Here is a 21,818-nt window from a genome sequence, read left to right as displayed (position 1 = left end):
TGATTGCCTGTTCCAAGCCAGGCCAGGTATCGTTTCATTAAAATCAGTGACAAGTACACTGCTTGATAGAAAGGATACCTGCATCACCCGGACCAAATGAATAAATCACTCAGCTTATGGGAAAGCACCGGAATGCAATTTTTTACGTCTTGATTATCGGGGTATTTTCCGGATTGATGTACACCATTTCCATCAAGGGCAAGATTCTTGAAGTGGGGCGGAAAATCAGGATTTCACAAAATGAAACCAGTCAGTGGCAGGAATTTGTTGATTCCATGTCACACAACTTAACCCATCCTTTGGCTATTCTCTTAGCCCAAATCGTGACAATAATCATGGTAGCGAGGGTTTTTGGATGGCTCAGTAAGAAAATCGGTCAGCCTACTGTCATCGGAGAAATCATCGCGGGAATTGTATTAGGCCCATCGCTTTTGGGCTGGGTATTTCCACAATTTTCTCTGGCTCTTTTCCCGATTGAATCTCTGGGTAATCTCCAGTTTCTCAGTCAAATCGGACTGATTCTATTCATGTTTGTCATTGGCATGGAGCTGGATTTGAAAGTGCTCCGAAATAAAGCAGACGATGCCGTAGTCATCAGCCATGCCAGTATTGTCATTCCTTTTACCTTGGGAATTGGGCTGGCATATTTCATTTACACTTCATTTGCGCCAATCGGTGTTGAGTTTTTGTCTTTCGGGTTATTTTTAGGGATTGCCATGAGCATCACCGCGTTTCCGGTATTGGCTCGGATAGTTCAGGAGAGAGGCCTGCAAAAAACCCGATTGGGAACAATAGTGATCACCTGTGCAGCAGCCGATGACATCACCGCTTGGTGCCTATTGGCAGCAGTAATTGCGATTGTGAAAGCTGGTTCATTCGTAAGTTCACTATATGTGATCGGTTTGGCTGTGGCCTATGTGTTTGTAATGATCAAGCTAGTCCGGCCTTTTCTAAAGCGAATTGGTGATCTGCACACCTCCCGGGAGAATCTCAGCAAGCCGATTGTAGCAATTTTTTTCCTTACCCTGATCATTTCGGCCTACGCCACTGAGGTGATTGGGATCCATGCGCTTTTCGGGGCGTTTATGGCGGGTGCCATCATGCCGGAAAACACAAAATTCAGAAACATTTTTATTGAAAAAGTGGAAGATGTTTCTCTCGTTCTTCTGCTCCCCCTATTCTTTGTTTACACGGGATTGCGTACAGAAATTGGCCTGTTAAATGACCTTTATCTTTGGAAGGTGACAGGAATGATCATAGTGGTAGCCGTCGTGGGGAAATTTGTCGGGAGTGCCATCGCGGCCCGATTTGTAGGACAAAACTGGAAGGACAGCCTCACCATCGGAGCCCTGATGAACACACGTGGACTGATGGAACTGGTAGTCCTCAATATCGGCTATGACTTGGGCGTATTGACTCCGGAGATTTTTGCCATGATGGTGATCATGGCACTGGTGACCACCTTTATGACTGGCCCGGCCCTTGACCTGATCAATTGGTCATTCCGTTCCAAACCCTCTCTAATCCCGCAGGAGATCATACAGAAAAGTAACTATCGCATTTTGGTCTCGTTTGGTCATCCCGAGCGTGGAAGATCCCTTGTCCGGTTGGCTCACAGTCTGATCAGTAAACTCAACGGAAATGCTTCCATCACAGCGATGCACCTAAGTCCTGTGGATGAACTGAATTACTTTAATCAAGCGGCTTATGAGCGGGAGAGTTTCGGCCCCGTCATCCATGAAGCGCATCAATTAAATCAAAAAGTTACTACATTATTCAAAGCCTCCTCCGGCATCGAAGAAGACATCATCGAGGTGGCGAACAAAGGGAATTATGATCTTCTGCTTATAGGGGTGGGGCAGTCAATCTTTGAGGGAAGTTTATTGGGCAAAGTTTTGGGCTTTACGACACGCATTATAAGTCCTGACAGAATCTTAAATCAGGTTACCGGGAAGGAAAATCTTTTCGAAAACCTCCCCTTTGATGAAATGACAAGAAGCATTATTCGAACTTCTCAGGTGCCGGTCGGAGTATGGATAGACAAGGGATTCAAGCAAGCCGACCGGATATTCATTCCCATTATATCATCAAAGGATGACTTCTTGGTACAATACGCTCAAAAATGGATCAATAATTCCGGTGCCCAAATCACTTTGATCGACACCGGGGATCAAGTAAAAAGCAGACCGGAAATCAAAGAAGCTATCCGAGCCATTGAACATGTGGCTCCACATCATATTCAACTTAGACCGGAAAACTACCTTAATCCAGAATTTTTGAAATCACAGGATTTGATGGTCATTTCGTTCAAAAGCTGGAAAAAATTAGTGGAAAGTAAAAAAGATTGGCTTTCGGATATTCCATCTGTATTGATTTTGGCGGAGAAGAATCCTGAAAAATTCAAAGTAGAGGCGAGCGCCACAAGGCTCAAAAGAAAATTACCTGAACAAGGCTACTGAAATCCCAAATCAAGCATTATTAAAATTCCTCTGGTGTGAATTCGCCCCGGCGGACTCGATTTCCAAATGATCTGGCTTTAAAAACTCTTGTGCCTGTTCAGTCATCCGGCGAAACAGTCCATCACGAATCATAAGAGCTAATCTCAGATAAATCGGATAAGGATAGCCTATCTCCTTTTCAAAATACAAGACCAGACCTGAAATAATCCTTAAGCCCTCTCTTTTTCCTGATTTTTGGATAAATGGGCTCTAAAAACCATCCAAGACCTTATCTTTGCTGCCTTAAAATCAGCTAAAAATGAACGCATTCAAAGGCACCGGAGTAGCACTCGTAACACCATTTCATGACGATCAATCTATCGACTTTGCAAGTCTGAAGAAACTGATCGACCATGTTATATCCGGCGGAGTGGATTATCTCGTGGTCCTTGGCACTACCGGAGAAGCTACCACTTTGACTTCATCTGAAAAGAAACAAGTGCTCAAAGCTTGCCTGGAACACAATGCCGGGCGGGTGCCTGTGATGCTGGGAATCGGAGGGAATAATACACATTCGGTAGTGAATGAAATCAAAAACACTGATTTCTATGGTGTAGCGGCCATTCTTTCCGTGAGTCCCTACTATAACAAACCAAGTCAGGAAGGGATCATCGCCCATTACAGCGCCATTGCAGAGGCTTCTCCTGTCCCGGTAGTTCTTTACAATATTCCGGGCCGAACCATGTCAAATATGACAGCGGCCACCACGCTAAAGCTTTCGCATCATCCGAATATTGTCGCGATGAAGGAAGCAAGTGGCAATCTGGAACAGTGCATGCAAATCGCCTCGGTCATGCCTAAAGACTTTTTACTGCTTTCAGGTGATGACATCCTTACCAAAGCTTTGATGGGAATAGGAGGAAGCGGCGTTATTTCAGTGATGGCCAATGCATTTCCTGAGAAATTCAGAATACTGACCCATGGTAAGGAGGAAGACTCACTGGCAGTGACATTTTCCTTGTTAGAAATGAATAGCCTGATGTATGTGGAGGGAAATCCTGTAGGGGTCAAAAATCTTCTCTTCCACATGGGTATCATCGAGAGTGATCAGGTTCGTCTTCCAATGCTCAGAGCAAGTTTAGATCTTAACAACAAGATCAAGGCGGCTTTCCAAAACTAAGCCAAGCATGTCGCCGCTATCCATTTCCCAATTGACCGAGCAAATCCGGCTGACTCTGGAGCAAGAACTCGAGCCTGTCTATTGGGTGGTGGGAGAATTATCAGATTTTCGGCAAGCCCCACAGGGACATGTGTATTTTGAGTTGGTTGAAAAGCAGGGGAACCAGATTTTAGCCAAAATTCGCGCAAATCTGTGGCAGTTCACTTACCGATCTGTTGCGGCAAAATTTGAATCCGTCACCGGAATCAGCCTGAAAAACGGGATGAAAGTACTTGCTCAGGTAGCTGTAACTTACCACCCGGTATATGGGCTGAGCATCAATGTGAAGGATATTGACCCTTCATTCTCTTTGGGGGAACGGGCAAGGCTACGTCAAGAAACCATTGATCGGCTAACGCGCGAGGGACTGATTCAACTCAACGGAAGGTTTCAACTTCCGGCAGTTGTTCAAAGAATCGCCATTATTTCCAGTGCAACGGCAGCGGGGTATGGTGATTTTGTAAATCAGATTGAAAAGAACAGCTATGGGTACAAAGTTTATCATAAGCTGTTCAATTCGCTGATGCAGGGCAATGAGGCAGTAGGAAGTTTGCTTTCGGCCCTTGAAAAGGTGAAGTCTGAAATAAATGGATTGGACATCGAGGCAGTGGTGATCATCCGTGGCGGCGGAGCTCAGCTGGATTTGGACTGTTTTGATGAATATCGATTGGGGGCAGCAATTGCAAATTTCCCCTTGCCTGTTTTCACCGGAATTGGGCATGAGCGGGATGAGACCGTGGCGGATTTGGTAGCTCACACCCGTCTAAAGACTCCCACTGCCGTAGCGGAGTTTATATTGTCCGGATTTCGGGAATTTGAGGAAAATCTCATCATGATGCTCCAACGACTGGACAGATCGACCCGGCAGCAGCTGCGAGAGGAGGAAAATAAAATTCATCACTATGCGCTTCGGGCAAAATCACTTTCCAAAAACCGGATCTCGCTGGAAATCGAAAAGATAAAAAATCGGGCAAACCGGATAGAAAGCGCTTCAAAAAACCAAGTTAAGATTCAGACATATAACCTGGAAACATTGGAAAAAGGCCTAAAACGAAGTTTGAATGCCTTTTTGATGAAGCAAATTGAAAAGCTGGCCAGTCAGGAAACACTTCTACGGCAGCTCGATCCCGATTCAATTCTGAAAAGAGGCTATTCCCGAACCGAACTGGAGGGTAAGCCCATTCATTTGGTTGAAGCGAAGGCCGGAGATCAAATTGAGACCTTTACACAAAATCAAAAAATAAGCAGTACAATCACTGAAATCAAGCAAAAATGAAAGATCAAAGCTATTCCGAGGCCATGATACGACTGGAAACCATTCTTCTGCAACTTGAAGAAGGAAACAAATCAGTGGATGAACTTTCCAACTTAGTCAAAGAGGCGGCAGAACTGGTGAAGCACTGCAAAACCAAACTGAAAGCTACAGAATCTGATATTCAGGCCGCCTTTGAAGGGGCCTGATCAGTGTCAAAGAACAAGGAGTAATCTATCCGTTTCAGCGAGTGGATAAGTTTTCGGCCTTTTGGCTTTCAATAACCTGCAAAAATTTCCTTTCGATGGTTATCATCATGTTTTGCATAATTCCCGGGATTCTTATCAGGAAGTAGTCTTTATTTCCTTTTTCAATACATTCCCCAACCATATCCTGAAGTGGACCACCTATGACTTTGACTTTTTCCCCAGGACTTATTTCTGATCCATCTGTTTCGACTGCCACTCCTGTAGTAACCACGCGCTGAATAAGTTCTAATTCCTCATCCCGGATTGTTGCATGATGCCCTGAGAAATGAACAAACTTCACTGCTCCAGGCACTTGGAGACATTCCCAAAGTTTACTTCGCTCTGTTTTGACAAAAACATATCCATTAAATAATGGACGTTGTACCTTTTTTTTGCGGTCAGACCATTGCCTAAGTTCCTCTACGATCGGAAGGTAGACATCCCAGCCCCTTTCTGTAAGTCTGTCTGCTACTTTCTTTTCGGAACGCGATGTGGTGTACATCACATACCATTTCAAATCCACCATCTCTAAAATCCAATTTTTGGGAAATGCAAAAATACAAAAACCTTGCTGGAAGTGATTGGAGAAAAATAAATATGATTATCTGCAATGATGCCAGTTAGCCTTATTCCTTTGGTCAGTGGGTCGGATGCCTGATGACCGAAGACCGATCCGCCGCGGCGGAAAGATTCAAGCGTTTTTAGTCAATTTTCTTATTAATTAAGGTTACTGGTAAAAAAGCGGATATACATGAAAATAAAAAAGCGGTTCCAAATTGGAACCGCTTCTTAAATAAACTTCCGGAAATCGGCTTTAGACTAAGTCAAATCTGTCCAGGTTCATCACTTTATTCCAAGCTGTCACGAAGTCCTTTACAAACTTTGCTTTGCCATCTTCGCATCCGTATACTTCAGAAATTGCTCTCAATTCCGAGTTAGATCCGAAGATCAAGTCTACCCGCGTAGCAGTCCATTTTGGTTCTCCGCTTACGCTGTCGCTTCCCACAAAAACATTTTGTGAATCAGAAGTAGGTCTCCAGGTAGTGTTCATGTCCAGAAGATTTACAAAGAAATCATTGGTCAAAGTTTCGGGAGACTGAGTAAATACTCCATGTCTTGATTTATCGAAGTTGGCATTCAATACACGCATACCTCCGACCAAGACAGTCATTTCAGGAGAAGTCAAATTCAGAAGTTGCGCCTTATCTACCAGCATTTCCTCGGCAGAGGCCATATTTTTTGCATTGAAATAATTCCGGAAACCATCTGCTTTCGGCTCCAGGAATGCAAAGGAATCAATTTCTGTATCTTCCTGGGCAGCGTCTGTTCTACCGGGAGTAAAAGGCACTGAAACCTCAAATCCTGCTGCTTTCGCTGCTTTTTCAACACCAGCACATCCGGCCAATACGATCAGGTCTGCGAGAGACACTTTCTTATTTCCGGAAGCAGTGCTGTTGAATTCCCCCTGAATACTTTCCAGCGTTCCCAATACTTTTGAAAGTTGGGCGGGATTGTTTGCTGCCCAATTTTTCATAGGCTCAAGTCGAATGCGTGCGCCATTAGCACCGCCCCGCTTATCCGAACCTCGGAAAGTGGAAGCTGAGGCCCAAGCTGTAGAGACCAGTTCGGATACCGTAAGGCCCGAAGCCAGAATATTTGCTTTCAATCCTGCAACGTCATTGGAGTCAACCAATTCATGATCCACTGCAGGAACTGGGTCCTGCCATATCAGATCTTCAGATGGTACTTCAGGACCCAAATAGCGGGACTTTGGCCCCATATCTCTGTGAGTTAGCTTAAACCAAGCTTTTGCAAAAGCATCGGCAAACTCGTCAGGGTTTTCCAAGAAATGTCTTGAAACTTTCTCATAAGCCGGGTCAACGCGCAAGGCCAAGTCTGTGGTCAGCATAAATGGCTTATGAAATTTGCCTTCAATGTGTGCATCAGGTATGATCGCATCTGCATTCTTTGCTTCCCACTGATGTGCACCCGCGGGGCTTTTGACCAATTCCCAATCGTATTGAAACAAAAACTTAAAGTAGTCATGACCCCATTTGGCCGGCGTAGAAGTCCATGCTCCTTCCAAACCGGAAGTGATGGTGTCAGCTCCTTTTCCGCTTCCATAGGAATTTTTCCAACCCAAGCCCATCTCTTCGATGCTAGCTCCTTCGGGCTCAGGACCTACATATTTCGTAGGATCTGCTGCACCGTGAGTTTTTCCAAATGTATGTCCACCTGCGATCAAGGCTACGGTTTCATAATCGTTCATTGCCATTCGTCCGAAGGTTTCACGAATATCATGGGCTGCACCCTGTGGATCAGGCTGTCCTTGTGGACCTTCAGGGTTGACATAGATCAAGCCCATGTGTGATGCTCCAAGGGGCTGCTCCAGCTCGCGCTGTCCGCTGTACCTTTTATCATCACCCATCCACTGACCTTCTGAACCCCAATAGATATCCTCTGCAGGCTCCCATACATCAGCACGACCACCGGCAAATCCGTAAGTCTCGAAGCCCATTGTTTCAAGAGCGACGTTACCTGTTAGGATCATCAAATCGGCCCAGGAAAGTTTCTTACCATATTTCTGCTTGATCGGCCAAAGCAATAAACGAGCTTTGTCGAGGTTGGCATTATCCGGCCAACTGTTCAAGGGAGCAAAACGCTGCGTGCCGAATCCTGCACCACCGCGACCATCCTGAACACGGTAAGTACCTGCACTGTGCCAAGCCATTCGGATCATGAATGGGCCATAGTGACCGTAGTCAGCCGGCCACCAGTCCTGAGAAGTCTGAAGCGCTTCTGCGATATCCTTTTTCACTTCGTAAAGGTCCAAAGACTTGAATTCCTCAGCGTAACTGAAGTCCTCACCCATAGGATTGGAGAGTGAAGAATGCTGACGTAAAATATTTAATTTCAGCTGGTTTGGCCACCAGTCACGATTTCTTGGCCCTGCTCCTGCTGCTTGGGAGAGTTGACCATTGTGAAAGGGACATTTGCTGATGTCACCTTCATTCATGTTGTATGAGCTCATAGTATAACTTGTTAATTGATTTAAAGTAGAATACGAATTTACCAAAAAGTATCTGTATTAAAATATTTTTTCCATTGATAAAAACTATGACTCTTGTCATGAAAACAATTTTTCCAAGGCACAATACCCTAAGAAATCAACGCTTAAAACTCCCCTGTTAGACTGGAATACTGAGCAGAAAACCCCTAAAAACCTTATATTTAGTATCTTTCCATACCAGCATTTTGATCATTAATTAAACCGAAACTCCATGAACCGAGAAGAGCTTTGGACTGAAGAGATTCAAGTCCTTCAAACTATAATTGAAAAAACCGGACTGGAACCTGCTACCAAATGGGGAACAAGAGTCTATACACACCGTGGGAAAAATGTGGTGGGGGCGATAGGTTTCAAAAATCATTTTTGCCTTTGGTTCTACAACGGGGTATTCCTTTCTGATCCTTTGAAGGTTTTGATCAATGCCCAAGAAGGAAAAACCAAAGCCATGAGACACTGGAGATTTGAATCTTTGGGAGAAATAGATGAAGGAGAAATTTTAAACTACCTCCGGGAGGCAATCCAAAATGAAGAAGCGGGCAAAGTCTGGAAACCTGAGAAATCTGCTGATTTGGAAATTCCTTCCATTCTTCAGGAAAAACTGGAAAAGGAAGAATCGCTGAAACTTGCTTTTGATGCACTGCCTCCATTCAAGCAAAAAGAATATGTGGAGTACCTTGTCACTGCCAAGCGAGAGGCAACCCAATTTGCCAGAATTGAGAAGATCATCCCCATGATCAAAGAAGGCATAGGCTTGAATGACAAATACAGGTAGCAATTAGAAAAGCCCTTCTATGTTAAGTTCGAAGTGATCCCTGGAAGTGTTTTTCAAAAAGGAAAAGTCAACAAGGCATGTTGACTGACCGTATTAAAGTCTCGCCAAACCCGATTGAGTTCAGTATGGGTTTTGGCAGCTTCCAAACCAGCTAATGGATACATTCGGGCATTTACATCGCGGCAGATTTGAGTGAGTTTTCGGCTGGCAAGGCTGACTTCTTTCAGGTTTTTTTTAGAGATTTCCCCCTTCTTTACGAGTTCTACCCAAGAGGATTCAACTTGCCTGTAAAACTTCTTTCGGACAGACTCCAGTTTTTCAGCCGTCTTATTTTCCATCTTTTTGGCATACTTCAGCTGCTTTGGAGCAAAATTCCTATAAGCATTTCGTTTCCAAAACGCCTCCCGAATCAGTTCTTGCAAATGCTCAGTAATTCCCAAAAGGTTCACTGCCAAAGTAGCCTCTGCAAATTGCAAAAAAGGATAGCGGTAGACGGGCTCATCTCTGCTTACTTGTGCGGGTAGAAGTTCGAATATTCTGTTTATTGGCACGCTCAGATTCTCGGCTTTGAATGCATGACTGCCCGTGGCGACCATACCCATGTAAGTCCATCCATCAAGGATTTCCACCTCTTCTTTTTTCAGGATAAAAGCCTTGACAAGCGGGTTTCCCTTTTTGTCCAAAATCGGATTGCCGTTTTCCAAAATCTCACAATTCGCTGTAAAATGTGTGGCGTGCAGAGCCCCTGAGGCATAGGTCCAGCTCCCTTCGATTTGATAAGTATCCCCCAGCCGATTGGCTTTTCCGCCTACAAAACCACTTCCGGCCAAACAAACTTTAGGGTCGGAAAAAACCTCTTGAGAGAGTTCTTTATCCAAAAATCCCACAAACCAGCCAGCTCCTGCGCAAAGGGTGACCGTCCATCCGAGACTGGCATCGAGCCGGGCGATTTCTTCCTCCAAAAGCAATGCTTCCGGCAGTGTCAATCCCAGTCCGTCCATTTCCTTTGGAACGAAAAGTTTAAACCACTTTTCAAGGTAAATCAGGTCCAACATTTCAGGGCTTAGAAAACCGAGTTGTTCAGCTTTTGGGGCCCAGATAGAATTAATTAGTTCGGAAGAAATCATGAGGTAAGTTTAATAAAAAGCGGAAGAAGACCGGTCAGGTTTTGAAAACCTGACCGGTCTGGAAAAAAGAAACTTTTCCAAAGCTTAGAACTTTGGAAAAGTTGGCTTTCAATGGATTATTTCTTCTTTTTCTGGGCAGCCATCCATTCCATGATCGTTACCGGACGACCTTCCAACATTACAGGCGAACTGTCAAAATCAGTGCGGGCAACATTGGCATGACTATAAATCCAGGACCAGTGTCCGTTGTATCTGAAATTTTCTCCCCCATAAAATCCCGTGATATCAGTAACGTTGTCGTAGTAAGTGAATACTACATTCTTTGCACCAGCTTGCTTCAATCTGTGATAAAGTGGCACAACGGTTTCATCCGGTTTGGTGGTGTTATCATCTTTGGAATGAATAAACCACATGGGTACATTTTTAATTTTTTGGATTTGAGCATCAGTAATAAATTCATTGCTGTAAGCCAAAGCGGAGATGAATCCAGCGGCAAAATAACCTGGGTGTTCCAAAATCAGCTTTAGTGACAAGTAGCCGCCGTTGGAACAGCCCCCTACGTAGATCCGAGCCGGGTCGATTTGGGGATTTTTAGACACATACTCCTGAATCAAAGCGAAAACTGCTGCATTGTAAATATCATTTGTCTGTCCACGGGTCATTCCTTCTCCGGCATTCATCCAGAAAGTGGGAGTCTGAGGAATCAGCACATAAGCCCCTCCAAAAAGAACCTGAATCTCCGGCGAAGCGTAATTAAACGCCTTATTCCCCATCATGGCGATGGTCGGGTCGGTGCCTCCTTCCCCACCCCCGTGCAGCCAGATAATCAGGGGCGCCTTATCCTTGCTGCCCTTAGGTGCAAAAGCGCCATAAGTCAAGGTGGTGTTTTGATGCGTGAATGTACCGGTCAAGTCAAATTCGTCGACGATTGATCGGATCCGTCCTATCTCCTGATTCCAGACTTTTCCTGATTTTGAACTCACTACGGTGAGGCCATAATCTATCCAGATATTTGAGGCCCGAGTGCCCATACGCATGTATTGAATTGGCGAGCCCAATGGTTGGACGGGACTTACGGAAAGCACTAAAGTCACAAAATTACCTTCATCCTTCCTTGAGCCATTTTCGTCGGAAGCAAAAGCGTAGACGACACTTCGCTTTCCTGAACTTTGCGCAGCTGGAATCTCCCCTTCTTTTGAGCTGCGGTTCACAAAAACTTCAAAATCTGCGGTATTTACTTCCTTCGCAGACTGATCCATGCTGAGGATTACTTTGTTCACTTGTGGCCCCCAGTCAAAGCCTTCGATTACCAGCTTGTAGGTTCCGGGAGTTGGAGGATTACTTTCCAGTGCCATCAGAAGGAAAGGCGACAGAAACAGAAAGAGCGCCAAGAGTAGGTGTTTTTTCATTCTATAATAGGTTATGGGTTTGGTTGATTATGTGATTGAAATTCAAGAAAGAATAATTCATCTCACAGGAAATTATTCAAAAGGCGAAAATCAGATTTATCGTTTTGGTTTTCCGACTTATTTAATATTGCCTTTCTTAAGCTCATTCACTGCATAATCCACCGCCCTCGCGGTCAGGGCCATGTAGGTGATGGAGGGGTTTTGTGTTCCGGTAGAAGTCATGCAAGCCCCATCAGTCACAAAAACATTGGGAGCCAAATGCATTTGATTAAATCCATTAAGGATGGATGTTTTAGGGTCCCTTCCCATTCTTGCACCGCCCATTTCGTGAATATCCAAGCCCGGTGCCTGACCGCTGTCTGATTTTCGGATATTGGTGCAACCCGCTTTGGTGAGCATTTCCTCAGCCTGTTCGAGAAAATCCTTCAGCAATCGCTCATCATTCGAATCGTATGCCACATCAATTTTCAGTAGGGGAATGCCCCATTGGTCTTTTTGCCCGGAGCTGAGCGTAACGGCATTGGTTTCTTTTGGAATCGTCTCTCCCTGCATCATCATATAAACAGACCAGGGTCCGGGAACTGAATTGGCTTCCTTGAATTCTGGTCCAAACGACATATTTCGAGCCCCACCCCATCCAGATCGCCCGGCGGTATAGAAGCTCATATACCCCCGCTGAAAGTCCATTTCCTGCTTTTTCACATTCCTGAAATTTGGAAGCATCACCGCTGTAGGCCGTCTTCCTGAATAGTATTTATCCTCAAATCCCTCGAAACCAGCGCTGAGCGAGCCGCGGTAATTATGAAATGCAATGTATTTCCCCAATACGCCGGAATCATTTCCCAGGCCATTTGGGAATCTGTTGGAAGTCGAATTCAAAAGGATGAGGTTGGTGTTCAGCGCTGCGGCATTCAGAAAAATAACATTGGCGAAATATTCGGTAGCAACATTTGTCACCCTATCAATAACCCTAACGCCGGTGACTTTCCCTTTTTGATCATCCCAAATCAGGGAATGAACCACAGCATCGGGGCGAAGGGTGAGATTTCCGGTTTTTGCGGCCTGTGGCAAGGTGGATGAATTGCTACTGAAGTATCCTCCAAAAGGGCAGCCACGGTAACATTGATTTCGGGCCATACATTTTCCCCTGCCTTGGGCCAGATGAACATCATTAGGCTGGGTCAGGTGAGCACAACGCCCGATGACAAATTTTCGGTCGCCGTAAGCGTCCAAAATCCGCTTTTGAATCTCCTTCTCCACACAATTCATTTCCCATGCTGGCAAAAACTCCCCATCGGGCAAGGTTTCCAGCCCATCGTAATTCCCGCTGATACCGACAAATTTTTCGACATAACTGTACCATGGAGCGATGTCCTCATACCGAATTGGCCAATCTACGGCAAAGCTATCCCGACCCGGTCCTTCGAAATCAAATTTGCTCCATCGCTGTGTTTGTCTTGCCCAAATCAATGACTTCCCCCCTACCTGATATCCACGCACCCAATCAAAAGGTTTTTCCTGCACATAAGGATGCTCGGAATCTTTGACAAAAAAATGCTCCGTGTCTTCTTTGTAGGCATAGCAACGATTGACAACGGGATTTTCAAGTTTATCTGCTTTGGGAATTTGATTGCGATGTGGCATATCCCAAGGATTGGAGGTCATGGTTGGGTAGTCCTTCAGATGCTCCACTTGTCTTCCCCGTTCAAGTACAAGGGTTTTCAAACCTTTTTCACAAAGTTCTTTTGCCGCCCAGCCTCCGGAAATGCCTGAGCCTACTACAATAGCGTCGTATTGATTCGAATTCATGAAAGAAAAATAAGCGTTTGTGCGCGGACTTTTTAGAAAATTTCGATTAAAAAGCTGGGAGTTTGGAGGTATGTGAGTTTGGAAGTTATTGGTTATTGGTTTCCGAAAACTGCTGTCTTGTCAGGGATTTTGTTTTTTGAATCCGGCATTGTGGCTTGAATAATATATCACTAGCTCTTTGCTTTAACAGATTCAAGCTTGGATAATTCCAACTACTCGTATCGCAGCGATTCAATTGGATCCAATTTGCTGGCTTTATAGGCAGGAATGTAACCTGCCAACAATCCAACAATAATACAGATCACAAAAGAAATGATCATCCAAAGCCAAGGGATCAAAAATCCTCCCGGGCCGATAAAATTGGCAATAAGGTTTCCTATCCCTATTCCGAGCAGCATCCCAAAAATCCCTCCGATCATACAGATTACGATAGCCTCGATCAAAAATTGCTGACGGATTCGAAGCGGGGTCGCTCCGAGCGCCTTTCTTATCCCGATCTCTCGGGTTCGCTCGGTCACCGAGACCAGCATGATGTTCATCAATCCGATCGAAGCTCCGAGGAGTGTGATAAAACCGATGCCAAAACCACCAATTCGAAGGTATCCAGCTACCTCTTCCAAGCTATCTGCCACGGATTGGCTTTTCGTTAATTCGAACGAATCTTCTTGTGCAACCCGGTCCTGACGGACTTTCCGCATAATGCCAATTGCCTGGCCCATTTCATAATCCAGCTTTCCGGGATCGGAGGCCACCCCTGTGATTCGATAGTTGAAGGTTCCTCTTTTATCCAATCGGGAAGCATTTTCGATTGGAATTAAAATCTGCCGATCGGCGCCTTGATCTTGGCCTACCCCTCCCTGCTTGTCCAATACCCCTATCACCGTGTAAGGACGTCCCAAAAAAGTAATTTTTTGATTAATTGGATCTTCTCCCGGTACGAAGAGGAGTTCTTCAAGTTCCTTACCGATGATCGCAACGGAATTACCATAGCGGATCTCCATATTGCTGAAATTTCGGCCTTTCCCAAGTTTCATTGCTTTGATAGTAAGGTAATTTTCATCTGCCCCTCTGATCCTGGTATTTGGATTTGTTTTTTTAGACCCTCTTTTTACTTCGGCCGCTCCGGACACGACATTAAAAACAGTCGAAATTCCGATTGCGCTATAATCTTCTTTGAATTTTTGGGCTTCCCTGAAGGTGACACTCGGGTAGTTTTTTTCCGTTTTACCCTCCTGTACCACCCTGCCACCACTGAAGCCCTTATTTCTAATATCAAATGAATTGGCTCCCAGGCCGGCAAAACTTTCAGAAATCTGAGCCTTGATTCCATCAATCGCTGTCAGCATTCCTACCAATGAAGATATACCGATTGCTATAATCGCGCCTGTGAGTACGGTGCGAAGTAAATGGACTTTCACAGAGTTGAGCGCCTCGCGGATATTTTCGATCAGATTCATGGATTGTTCGTTTTAGAACAGCTTTTGGAAAAATTGCTATTTGACAGCATTAATAATAAGCAAATACGGTAGAAATGGTGATCTGAAAAGGAATATTTAACTAAATGCTCAACTAAAACCATCAAAGTGGTTGAATATATCAAAGTTCTTCATCACAGATGAATCTAGCCTTAATGCATCCGATCACCCCGAACTACCATGTTTTTCAGCACCTTGGCCTCATAGTCCAGCCATTCCTTCCATCGTTCATTGACTTTTTCGGGATCCTGGTACTTTTTTGCCAACTCGATAAAAGTCACAAAATGTCCTGCTTCTGAAATCATCAATTCATAATAGAATTTTTGAAGTTCCTGATCAGCAATGTTTTTGGAGAGAAGTTTAAACCGTTCGCAACTCCGCGCTTCGATCAGTGCATTCATCAGCAAATGCTCCGTAAGATGTTGGATGCGACTTCCCCCTTTTTTGACAAATTCATTGAGCTTGATCACGTAATCGTCTTTGCGGGGAAATCCAAATTTCATCCCACGTTTCCTTAGCTGTTCCAAAACCCGCTCAAAATGTCCCCATTCTTCAGCGACAATCGGGGTCAGAGTATCTACCAATTCATCCAAATCGTTGAACCGAAGAATCAAACTGATACAGGATGAAGCTGCCTTTTGTTCGCAATAGGCATGATCCACCAAGATCTCTTCGATTTGCATTTCTGCTATTCCCACCCATCGTGGATCTGTCGGCAGCTTCAGGTGAAGCATTTTTTGTCTGGTGCTTTCTTCCCAAGTCATCTGAAGTTAGGATTTGTGAATTCGGATTTCGGATAGTGTAAAGTCTTCGATATTCGATGTTCAAAATTCAATGTCATTATTTCTGAAATTTCAAAAACCGAATGCAAAATATCGAATTTAGAAGTGGCCCTTTGTTCAAATCAAATCTCTGTTCAATCAAACAAATACCAAGTAATCCCCAAGTCCAAAAAGGATTTGTAGCCAGTGTAATCAGGGGTGACAAAATACCCCTCTTGCCGCATAAACCCTGCATTGAGATGGTTGTATTTGAATAACACCCGAGTTCGGTTGATTCGGAAATCAAGAAATAAATCTGCCACAGGGTAGGCATATACTTCGAAGGTATTCTGCAGGTGGAACTGCTGGAAGGAAGGATTATAGGCCTCTGCGAAATAGGAAGATTTATATCGAATGTCAATCCCCAGCTGTACAAACACATTTTCGTCAAACATCGGACTGTCGAAATAGAATCTGGTATTTCCAAAAAACCGGGGAATTCTGAAATTATCCGCTCCTGCCCCAGTCACCTCTGTGTAGACTATCTCTGCATCAAGTCGGAATTTCTTTCCTATCTGCACATTGGCAATTAGTCCCGGCATCAGCATAAATGCCTCCCCGGAGGATTGGGTGGCAATTTTTTGTTCGTTAAAAAATACGTAATTGTTTACCCTATTGATGGTCACATTCGGTCTCAAGCTCAGGCGATCCAAATCCACTTTGATTCTGCCCTTGATTTGGTCTACGCCTATGTTATTGAAATCATTATCCCACTGGTAGTGATTGCCATAATAAATTTGCTGAAGCGAAGTAGGCTTGTAAAGTGCCTTAGTATATTCTAATTCCAGCCAAGGGGAAACAAATAAGCCATGAATACGAAAAGCTCCAGGAATCAAATATTCACCATCTGCACTGATTGACCACTTTTCAGAGAGTTTACCAATCAATTCCCCTCCGATGTACAGCTCGTTGAAGGACTGTCTTTTAGTTGGGAAAAAAGGACTTTCCATTCTTCCATTTCTATACCGAGTGAATGCATTGTAGTAGAATCCCTTGTAGGAACCCTTTACACCGACCTCATTTCTCCACTCTGCAAAATCACTTTTGTTAAGTGTAGTGTCTTGCTGATCATTAAGCCTCTCCCGATTGAAAAAGAGCGAGTCTGAGGAATTCAGGGCGGACTCAAAAAGAATATTTTGGTTTTTTCGGTCCAGCGTGTGATAAATCTGAAGGCCATTGCCCAATTTGTATTCATGATATACATGATAATCCTGCCTCAAGTCTCTGGCACGTGAGTTTTGGAGCCAAACTTTAGCATCCTCATACGTGAAATAAAGCGAGGTAGGATCTACTTCCGGAGGGATGATGCCTCCTATTTCGGAAACCTCATGCTTCATTCTGGAAAATGAACCCAATAGCCAATATCGACCATTTTCTGACCGGTAATTGGTGTGAAATGAATAGGCATTTTGCTCCGCCATATTATCATCTCTTTTCACAGGATTAAGGGTTTTTCGGACTCTTTGTGTGTTAAATTCCAGTCCAAGATTCCAGCGAGGTGTCACATTTCGCGCAAAAGCGAGGTCAAGCATATTCCGGTTTCCTCCACCAAAAAATGCAGACATCTCAGTGAATGGGGATTTGGTATCAAAATACCTACGTTTTGCCGGATCCCGGAAATACAAATCATAGCCGTGAAATCCAGAGCTGAGTCCAATTAACTCCGGAACTTCATAGAATACCGGTTTTGCAGCAGTTCCAATATTCCCGAGGTCTTGATATTTCCAATTTGTTTTAGCTACAGGATCGTAATTATGGAAATTATTCAAAAGCGTGTCTTGCTCGTAAAGTTGGAGTCGGTTACGCTTAAGGTCTTTTTCGAAAAAATAAAGTGACGTTTTTGGCCCATAGACCTGTCGGGTGCTGTCGTCCAAAAGTGGTCTTCTGCCATCAGTCTCTTCTTGTCCTTCCTGCTCTGTCAATTCACGAACTTGTCTGGGATTTTGGCCCACTCCTGTATTTTGGCCCTGAGGAATTGGCCGTTGTGGGATCGGACGCTGGGCAACAAGAGCCTGGAGTCCCAATAAAGAAAATAGAAACACGAAGACTAAACCTTTCCTGATCACTTTTTTATGAATTTTTCCCGGATGCGACTGAGCAACATTTGCTTGTCTTCTGCTTCAAATTTTGCTTCGATGGGAAGCACAAAAATCGGAATTTCCCCCAAAAATCCCCGATTTGACAAAGATTTAAGTTTGACTGCATCTTTTTCTGTAGTGAGTAAAACGGGCCTTTCACTTTTGTGTTTGTCCCCCAGTTCTTGAATTTTGTTCAGGTCACTGGTTTGATACTGGTGATGATCTGGAAAAGTTAGAACATCCAACAGTTTAAATCGACTTTTGCAATAAGAAATCAAAGGAAGGTCATTGGCCAAACCCGAAATCAGGATAATTGGCTCCCGCATGGGTTCAGGGTGATCCAGTGGGTATGGATTTCCGTAGCCGATCTTTGAGAAAAAAACAGGAGTTTCAGGTTTAATATATGGCTTTAACTCGTGCCTGATTGTTTGTTTTTGTGCCTGGGGCAGCTTTTCAGGGCATTTCGTCACGACAATAAAATCAGCTCGCTTGGCGCCATTTCGACTTTCTCTCAATCGACCCATGGGCAATTGGAAGTCATTTGTAAAAAGGGACCCAAAAGGAGTCAGCAAACAATAAAAATCCCCCTTCAACTTTCTGTGCTGAAAGGCATCATCCAATACGACAATGTCGGTCATTGGAATACGGTGCGCAATTTTCTCCAAAGCGGAGACCCGATCTTCTCCTACAAAAACAGGGATTTCAGCACCGAATTTTCGATAGATCTGGAGTGGCTCGTCACCAATTTCTGAGGGCTCACTTTCTCCTTTTGCTTGAATAAATCCTTTAGTCTTTCTCCCATAACCCCGGCTGAGACTGGCCAATTTAACTTCATCTCTCAGATTTTTAATCAGAAATTCAACCATTGGAGTCTTGCCTGTCCCTCCTATACTGAGGTTTCCCACGATCAGGGTGGGAATGGGAGATTTGAAGCTTTTGAGAATTTGACGATCATACAAAAAATTACGGATCTCAGTGATACCCCGAAATATCAGTGCAAAAGGAGCAAAAAGAAAGGCATACCACGGCATCGTCAGGAATTGCTATTTTTGACCAAAGAAAAGAAAAATTATGGGATACAGGATTCAGGATGTTATTTCTTGTTTGGAACAGTTGGCCCCATCTGCGTATCAGGAAAACTACGACAATGCAAGCTTGATCTGTGGTGATCGAAATGCTAAATTAAAGGGCATGGTCTGCTCACTTGATTGTACAGAGGCTGTGGTAGACGAAGCTATTAGCTTAGGCGCAAATTTGATCATTGCCCATCACCCGATCGTGTTTAAGGGGATGAAAAGTTTAACGGGACGCAATTACGTGGAGCGGACAGTGATCAAAGCAATCAAAAATGACATCGCCATATTTGCCATCCACACCAATCTGGACCATGTGGCAATGGGGGTAAATAAGCGAATTTGCGACCGGCTGGGGCTCATTAAAACCAAAATTCTCCAGCCAAAAAAGGAAATCCTCAACAAACTCGTATTCTTTGTCCCCTTGGAAGATAAAGGAAAAGTACTGGACGCAGTTTTTGCGGCCGGAGCCGGGCAAATCGGTGAATACAAAGATTGCTCCTTCCAGGTGGAAGGAATGGGCACCTTCACTCCTTCTGAAAATGCAAAACCACATATCGGAAAACCGGGGGTTCCGCAATTTGAAAAGGAAGTGAGAATAGAGGTGATTTTACCCTCTTACCAAAGCAGCCGGGTAATTTCGGCCATGAAGAAAGTGCATCCCTACGAAGAGGTTGCTTTCTATCTTAGCACCTTAGAAAATGAAAATCAGGAGGTTGGGGCAGGAATGATCGGTCAATTGGAAAACCCAATGGACGGGCATGAGTTTTTAGATTATCTAAAGGAAAAAATGAACCTCAGGATACTCAAGCATACCGCATTGATTGACCGAAAAATAAGTAAGGTGGCTGTTTGCGGAGGGGCGGGAGTTTTTCTTCTTTCAGACGCCAAGCGATGCGGTGCAGACGTTTTTGTCACGGCTGACGTAAAGTATCACGAGTTTTTTGACGCAGAAGGTCAGCTCATCCTTTGCGATATCGGACATTACGAGAGTGAAATTTTCACAAAAGAATTACTTGGGGAGCATTTGTCACAAAATTTCCCTAATATTGCACTCTATTTGACAAAAGTAGTTACTAATCCCACATCCTACCGATAGTACATGGAAAGTACAGTAGCACAAAAACTAGAAGCTATCTACAACCTTCAACTCATAGATTCAAGACTAGATGCCATCGTAAAAGTAAGAGGAGCGCTCCCTGAGGAAGTGCAAGATCTTGAAGATGAGATAGCAGGCTACGAAACCCGACTCGACAAATTCAAAACTGACATTGAATCTTTCGAGGACGAAATCAAACGTTTTAAGGAAAACATCAAGGAGTCCGAAAAGCTGATCAAAAAGTATCAGGACCAGCAGATGAACGTACGAAACAATCGTGAGTACGATGCCATCACCAAAGAATTGGAACTTCAAGATCTTGAAATACAGGTTTCTAAAAAGAAAATCTCTGAAGCTGGTATGAAAATCGATCAGAAGAAGGTCGATTTGGAAGAGCTGAATGATTTAATGAAAGATCGCCAAAAAGATCTTGATTTAAAGAAAAATGAGCTTGACACCATTGTCTCCGAAAGCGAATCCGAAGAAGGCAAACTTCAGGCTGACCGAGACAAAGCGATGAAAAAAGTAGATGACAGACTTGTAAAGTCATATACTAAAATCAGAGCAAATGCCAAGAATGGTCTTGGTGTAGTTATGGTTAAAAGAGGTGCATGCGGAGGTTGTTTCAACACTGTCCCACCTCAAAGACAAGCGGACATCCGAGAGAAGAAAAAACTTATCGTTTGCGAGCATTGTGGACGAATCCTAGCAGGGGTAGAAGATGAAGTTGAGGAGGAAAACACAAAGACCAAAAGAAGATCCGCTAAGGCTTAATTGATAGAATTTTATAGAAATCCCCGAAAATAAAATTTCGGGGATTTTTTTGTGTCCATTTTTTTTGCTTTGTCGTAAGCATAAACACTATATTGATGCTATGAAAAAAATTGTAACACTTCTTTTTGCCATGCTCTGCTGCGTTTCGGTATTCGCAAAGGATCCCGAATCCAAAACTTTTTTGGTGATTTTCAAAAGCAAAGAATTAAAAGAAAGCAAAACCACGATCAGGGAAATTGAATCCCAATTTTCTTCTTTCTTTACCACCAAGCATTATTCCGGGAATTCCGAATTGGCCTTGACAATTGAGATCCCAAGCTGCGATTTCGATAAGTGTTTTCTGGGGGAATTTCTTATCAACCTCCAAGACGGGAATAAAATCCAACTCCAACACCTTGCCTTCCGACTTTTTGATCTGACAGAAAACAAAAACCTATACCAATCATACCTCTCCATGTATGAGGAGAAACTTACCGCCAAGAAAAAGGCAGCAAAAACTTCTAAGTCTTAATCAAAGTCATAAGGTGCTCTTGGCTATTAAATTTTTTAACCGTAAAGGTGTTATCCGATAACTGTTCAAGCTGGTAAAGGCACAGGTTATTGTGCTCAAACTGATCCATATACCTCATGTCGTAGTTAAGAATAAGGCTAAGGAAAATCCGCATTGCCCTTCCATGCATACATACGAGGATATTTTCACCTGAACCATTTAAGATTATTTCAATCCCCCTTCTCATTCGCTCAGCTACCTTGTTTGGGCTTTCCCCCCCAGCTATTGCATAATCCAAATTCCCCTGTTGCCACTGATGCAGCATGTGGCGATAATACTCCCCTTCTTCAGGAGTCATTGGCGTACCTTCGTAGTCACCCCAAGAGATCTCGTTGAGTTCTGACAATGCCCTTGTGGGAATTCCCAAGTCAATAAATTGCTGAATGGATTGCTTAGTCCTAATCAGTGCAGAGTGATAAATCTGATCAAAAGCGACATCCTTGTATGATTGAAAAAAGGCATTAGCCTGTGCTTGGCCCGTCGCATTAATTGGGGCGTCTATTCCACTACCCTGCACTACTCCTTGGAGATTGAAGTCAGTTTGCCCGTGTCTGACCAGGTAAATTTTTTTTAGATTCAAGTTTCTCTATTTTTGTTCGGAGTC

General features: G+C 43.9%; 18 protein-coding genes. 8 read left to right on the top strand and 10 right to left on the bottom strand.

Annotated elements, in window-relative coordinates:
- The first annotated feature begins 116 nt into the window (after positions 1–116).
- The 4 genes from Q8M62_RS06870 (at position 117) to xseB (ending at position 5,118) form a co-directional block, all read left to right on the top strand.
- Positions 117–2,459, top strand: coding sequence for a cation:proton antiporter (locus tag Q8M62_RS06870; RefSeq protein ID WP_304900756.1), 2,343 nt, complete (start codon positions 117–119; stop codon positions 2,457–2,459).
- A 298-nt stretch (positions 2,460–2,757) separates the two neighbouring features.
- Positions 2,758–3,618 (top strand): 4-hydroxy-tetrahydrodipicolinate synthase, encoded by an 861-nt coding sequence (gene dapA, locus Q8M62_RS06865; RefSeq protein ID WP_304900757.1) that lies wholly within the window; start codon positions 2,758–2,760, stop codon positions 3,616–3,618.
- Between the two features lie 7 nt (positions 3,619–3,625).
- A complete protein-coding gene (gene xseA / locus Q8M62_RS06860; RefSeq protein WP_304900758.1) occupies positions 3,626–4,933 on the top strand; it encodes an exodeoxyribonuclease VII large subunit in 1,308 nt (435 codons plus the stop codon).
- Positions 4,930–5,118 (top strand): exodeoxyribonuclease VII small subunit, encoded by a 189-nt coding sequence (gene xseB, locus Q8M62_RS06855; protein ID WP_092730714.1) that lies wholly within the window; start codon positions 4,930–4,932, stop codon positions 5,116–5,118. Before xseA ends, xseB begins: the two co-directional genes overlap by 4 nt.
- Positions 5,119–5,152: 34 nt before the next feature.
- Here xseB and Q8M62_RS06850 read toward each other — a convergent pair whose 3' ends face one another.
- On the bottom strand, positions 5,153–5,683 hold the full coding sequence (locus tag Q8M62_RS06850; protein WP_304900759.1) for a UpxY family transcription antiterminator: 531 nt from the start codon (positions 5,681–5,683) through the stop codon (positions 5,153–5,155).
- Positions 5,684–5,971: 288 nt separating this feature from the next.
- Positions 5,972–8,188 (bottom strand): catalase/peroxidase HPI, encoded by a 2,217-nt coding sequence (gene katG, locus Q8M62_RS06845; protein WP_304900760.1) that lies wholly within the window; start codon positions 8,186–8,188, stop codon positions 5,972–5,974.
- Positions 8,189–8,438: 250 nt separating this feature from the next.
- Between katG and Q8M62_RS06840 the strand changes: the two genes are divergently transcribed.
- Entirely contained in the window at positions 8,439–8,999 is a 561-nt protein-coding gene (locus tag Q8M62_RS06840) for a YdeI/OmpD-associated family protein (protein ID WP_304900761.1), read from the top strand.
- A gap of 53 nt (positions 9,000–9,052) precedes the next feature.
- Here Q8M62_RS06840 and Q8M62_RS06835 read toward each other — a convergent pair whose 3' ends face one another.
- From Q8M62_RS06835 to lpxK, 7 genes are all read right to left on the bottom strand, one after another.
- A complete protein-coding gene (locus Q8M62_RS06835; protein WP_304900762.1) occupies positions 9,053–10,126 on the bottom strand; it encodes an acyl-CoA dehydrogenase in 1,074 nt (357 codons plus the stop codon).
- 116 nt (positions 10,127–10,242) lie between these two features.
- Entirely contained in the window at positions 10,243–11,535 is a 1,293-nt protein-coding gene (locus Q8M62_RS06830; protein ID WP_304900763.1) for a prolyl oligopeptidase family serine peptidase, read from the bottom strand.
- Between the two features lie 117 nt (positions 11,536–11,652).
- Positions 11,653–13,344, bottom strand: a complete 1,692-nt coding sequence (locus Q8M62_RS06825) for a GMC oxidoreductase (RefSeq protein WP_304900764.1) — start codon at positions 13,342–13,344, stop codon at positions 11,653–11,655.
- 212 nt (positions 13,345–13,556) lie between these two features.
- Positions 13,557–14,801 carry an ABC transporter permease gene (locus tag Q8M62_RS06820; RefSeq protein WP_304900765.1) on the bottom strand — a complete coding sequence of 415 codons (1,245 nt, stop codon included), beginning with the start codon at positions 14,799–14,801 and terminating at the stop codon, positions 13,557–13,559.
- A 170-nt stretch (positions 14,802–14,971) separates the two neighbouring features.
- Positions 14,972–15,583 carry a tRNA-(ms[2]io[6]A)-hydroxylase gene (locus Q8M62_RS06815; RefSeq protein ID WP_304900766.1) on the bottom strand — a complete coding sequence of 204 codons (612 nt, stop codon included), beginning with the start codon at positions 15,581–15,583 and terminating at the stop codon, positions 14,972–14,974.
- Positions 15,584–15,735: 152 nt separating this feature from the next.
- Positions 15,736–17,706, bottom strand: coding sequence for a putative porin (locus tag Q8M62_RS06810; protein WP_304900767.1), 1,971 nt, complete (start codon positions 17,704–17,706; stop codon positions 15,736–15,738).
- Positions 17,703–18,749 carry a tetraacyldisaccharide 4'-kinase gene (gene lpxK, locus Q8M62_RS06805; protein WP_304900768.1) on the bottom strand — a complete coding sequence of 349 codons (1,047 nt, stop codon included), beginning with the start codon at positions 18,747–18,749 and terminating at the stop codon, positions 17,703–17,705. The genes Q8M62_RS06810 and lpxK overlap by 4 nt, the downstream gene beginning before the upstream one ends.
- Before the next feature lie 40 nt (positions 18,750–18,789).
- Here lpxK and Q8M62_RS06800 point away from each other — a divergent pair, with 40 nt between their 5' ends.
- The 3 genes from Q8M62_RS06800 (at position 18,790) to Q8M62_RS06790 (ending at position 21,175) form a co-directional block, all read left to right on the top strand.
- Positions 18,790–19,890, top strand: a complete 1,101-nt coding sequence (locus Q8M62_RS06800) for a Nif3-like dinuclear metal center hexameric protein (RefSeq protein ID WP_304900769.1) — start codon at positions 18,790–18,792, stop codon at positions 19,888–19,890.
- Positions 19,891–19,893: 3 nt separating this feature from the next.
- A complete protein-coding gene (locus tag Q8M62_RS06795; RefSeq protein WP_304900770.1) occupies positions 19,894–20,664 on the top strand; it encodes a zinc ribbon domain-containing protein in 771 nt (256 codons plus the stop codon).
- Positions 20,665–20,764: 100 nt separating this feature from the next.
- On the top strand, positions 20,765–21,175 hold the full coding sequence (locus Q8M62_RS06790) for a hypothetical protein (RefSeq protein ID WP_304900771.1): 411 nt from the start codon (positions 20,765–20,767) through the stop codon (positions 21,173–21,175).
- Here Q8M62_RS06790 and Q8M62_RS06785 read toward each other — a convergent pair.
- On the bottom strand, positions 21,165–21,794 hold the full coding sequence (locus Q8M62_RS06785) for a histidine phosphatase family protein (RefSeq protein ID WP_304900772.1): 630 nt from the start codon (positions 21,792–21,794) through the stop codon (positions 21,165–21,167). The two genes, Q8M62_RS06790 and Q8M62_RS06785, sit on opposite strands and share 11 nt — an antisense overlap.
- Positions 21,795–21,818 lie beyond the last annotated feature (24 nt).

This window comes from Algoriphagus sp., assembly GCF_030694375.1.
GTDB lineage: Bacteria > Bacteroidota > Bacteroidia > Cytophagales > Cyclobacteriaceae > Algoriphagus.
This window is presented reverse-complemented; position numbering and strand designations above follow the sequence as displayed.

Bases quoted from the DNA above. Each gene is read 5' to 3' on its own strand.
- Q8M62_RS06835 (WP_304900762.1), bottom strand. From the start codon at position 10,126: ATGATTTCTTCCGAACTAATTAATTCTATCTGGGCCCCAAAAGCTGAA.
- Q8M62_RS06840 (WP_304900761.1), top strand. From the start codon at position 8,439: ATGAACCGAGAAGAGCTTTGGACTGAAGAGATTCAAGTCCTTCAAACT.
- Q8M62_RS06825 (WP_304900764.1), bottom strand. From the start codon at position 13,344: ATGAATTCGAATCAATACGACGCTATTGTAGTAGGCTCAGGCATTTCC.
- Q8M62_RS06830 (WP_304900763.1), bottom strand. From the start codon at position 11,535: ATGAAAAAACACCTACTCTTGGCGCTCTTTCTGTTTCTGTCGCCTTTC.
- lpxK (WP_304900768.1), bottom strand. From the start codon at position 18,749: ATGCCGTGGTATGCCTTTCTTTTTGCTCCTTTTGCACTGATATTTCGG.
- Q8M62_RS06795 (WP_304900770.1), top strand. From the start codon at position 19,894: ATGGAAAGTACAGTAGCACAAAAACTAGAAGCTATCTACAACCTTCAA.
- Q8M62_RS06790 (WP_304900771.1), top strand. From the start codon at position 20,765: ATGAAAAAAATTGTAACACTTCTTTTTGCCATGCTCTGCTGCGTTTCG.
- dapA (WP_304900757.1), top strand. From the start codon at position 2,758: ATGAACGCATTCAAAGGCACCGGAGTAGCACTCGTAACACCATTTCAT.
- Q8M62_RS06815 (WP_304900766.1), bottom strand. From the start codon at position 15,583: ATGACTTGGGAAGAAAGCACCAGACAAAAAATGCTTCACCTGAAGCTG.
- Q8M62_RS06850 (WP_304900759.1), bottom strand. From the start codon at position 5,683: ATGGTGGATTTGAAATGGTATGTGATGTACACCACATCGCGTTCCGAA.
- Q8M62_RS06800 (WP_304900769.1), top strand. From the start codon at position 18,790: ATGGGATACAGGATTCAGGATGTTATTTCTTGTTTGGAACAGTTGGCC.
- xseA (WP_304900758.1), top strand. From the start codon at position 3,626: ATGTCGCCGCTATCCATTTCCCAATTGACCGAGCAAATCCGGCTGACT.
- katG (WP_304900760.1), bottom strand. From the start codon at position 8,188: ATGAGCTCATACAACATGAATGAAGGTGACATCAGCAAATGTCCCTTT.
- xseB (WP_092730714.1), top strand. From the start codon at position 4,930: ATGAAAGATCAAAGCTATTCCGAGGCCATGATACGACTGGAAACCATT.
- Q8M62_RS06820 (WP_304900765.1), bottom strand. From the start codon at position 14,801: ATGAATCTGATCGAAAATATCCGCGAGGCGCTCAACTCTGTGAAAGTC.
- Q8M62_RS06870 (WP_304900756.1), top strand. From the start codon at position 117: ATGGGAAAGCACCGGAATGCAATTTTTTACGTCTTGATTATCGGGGTA.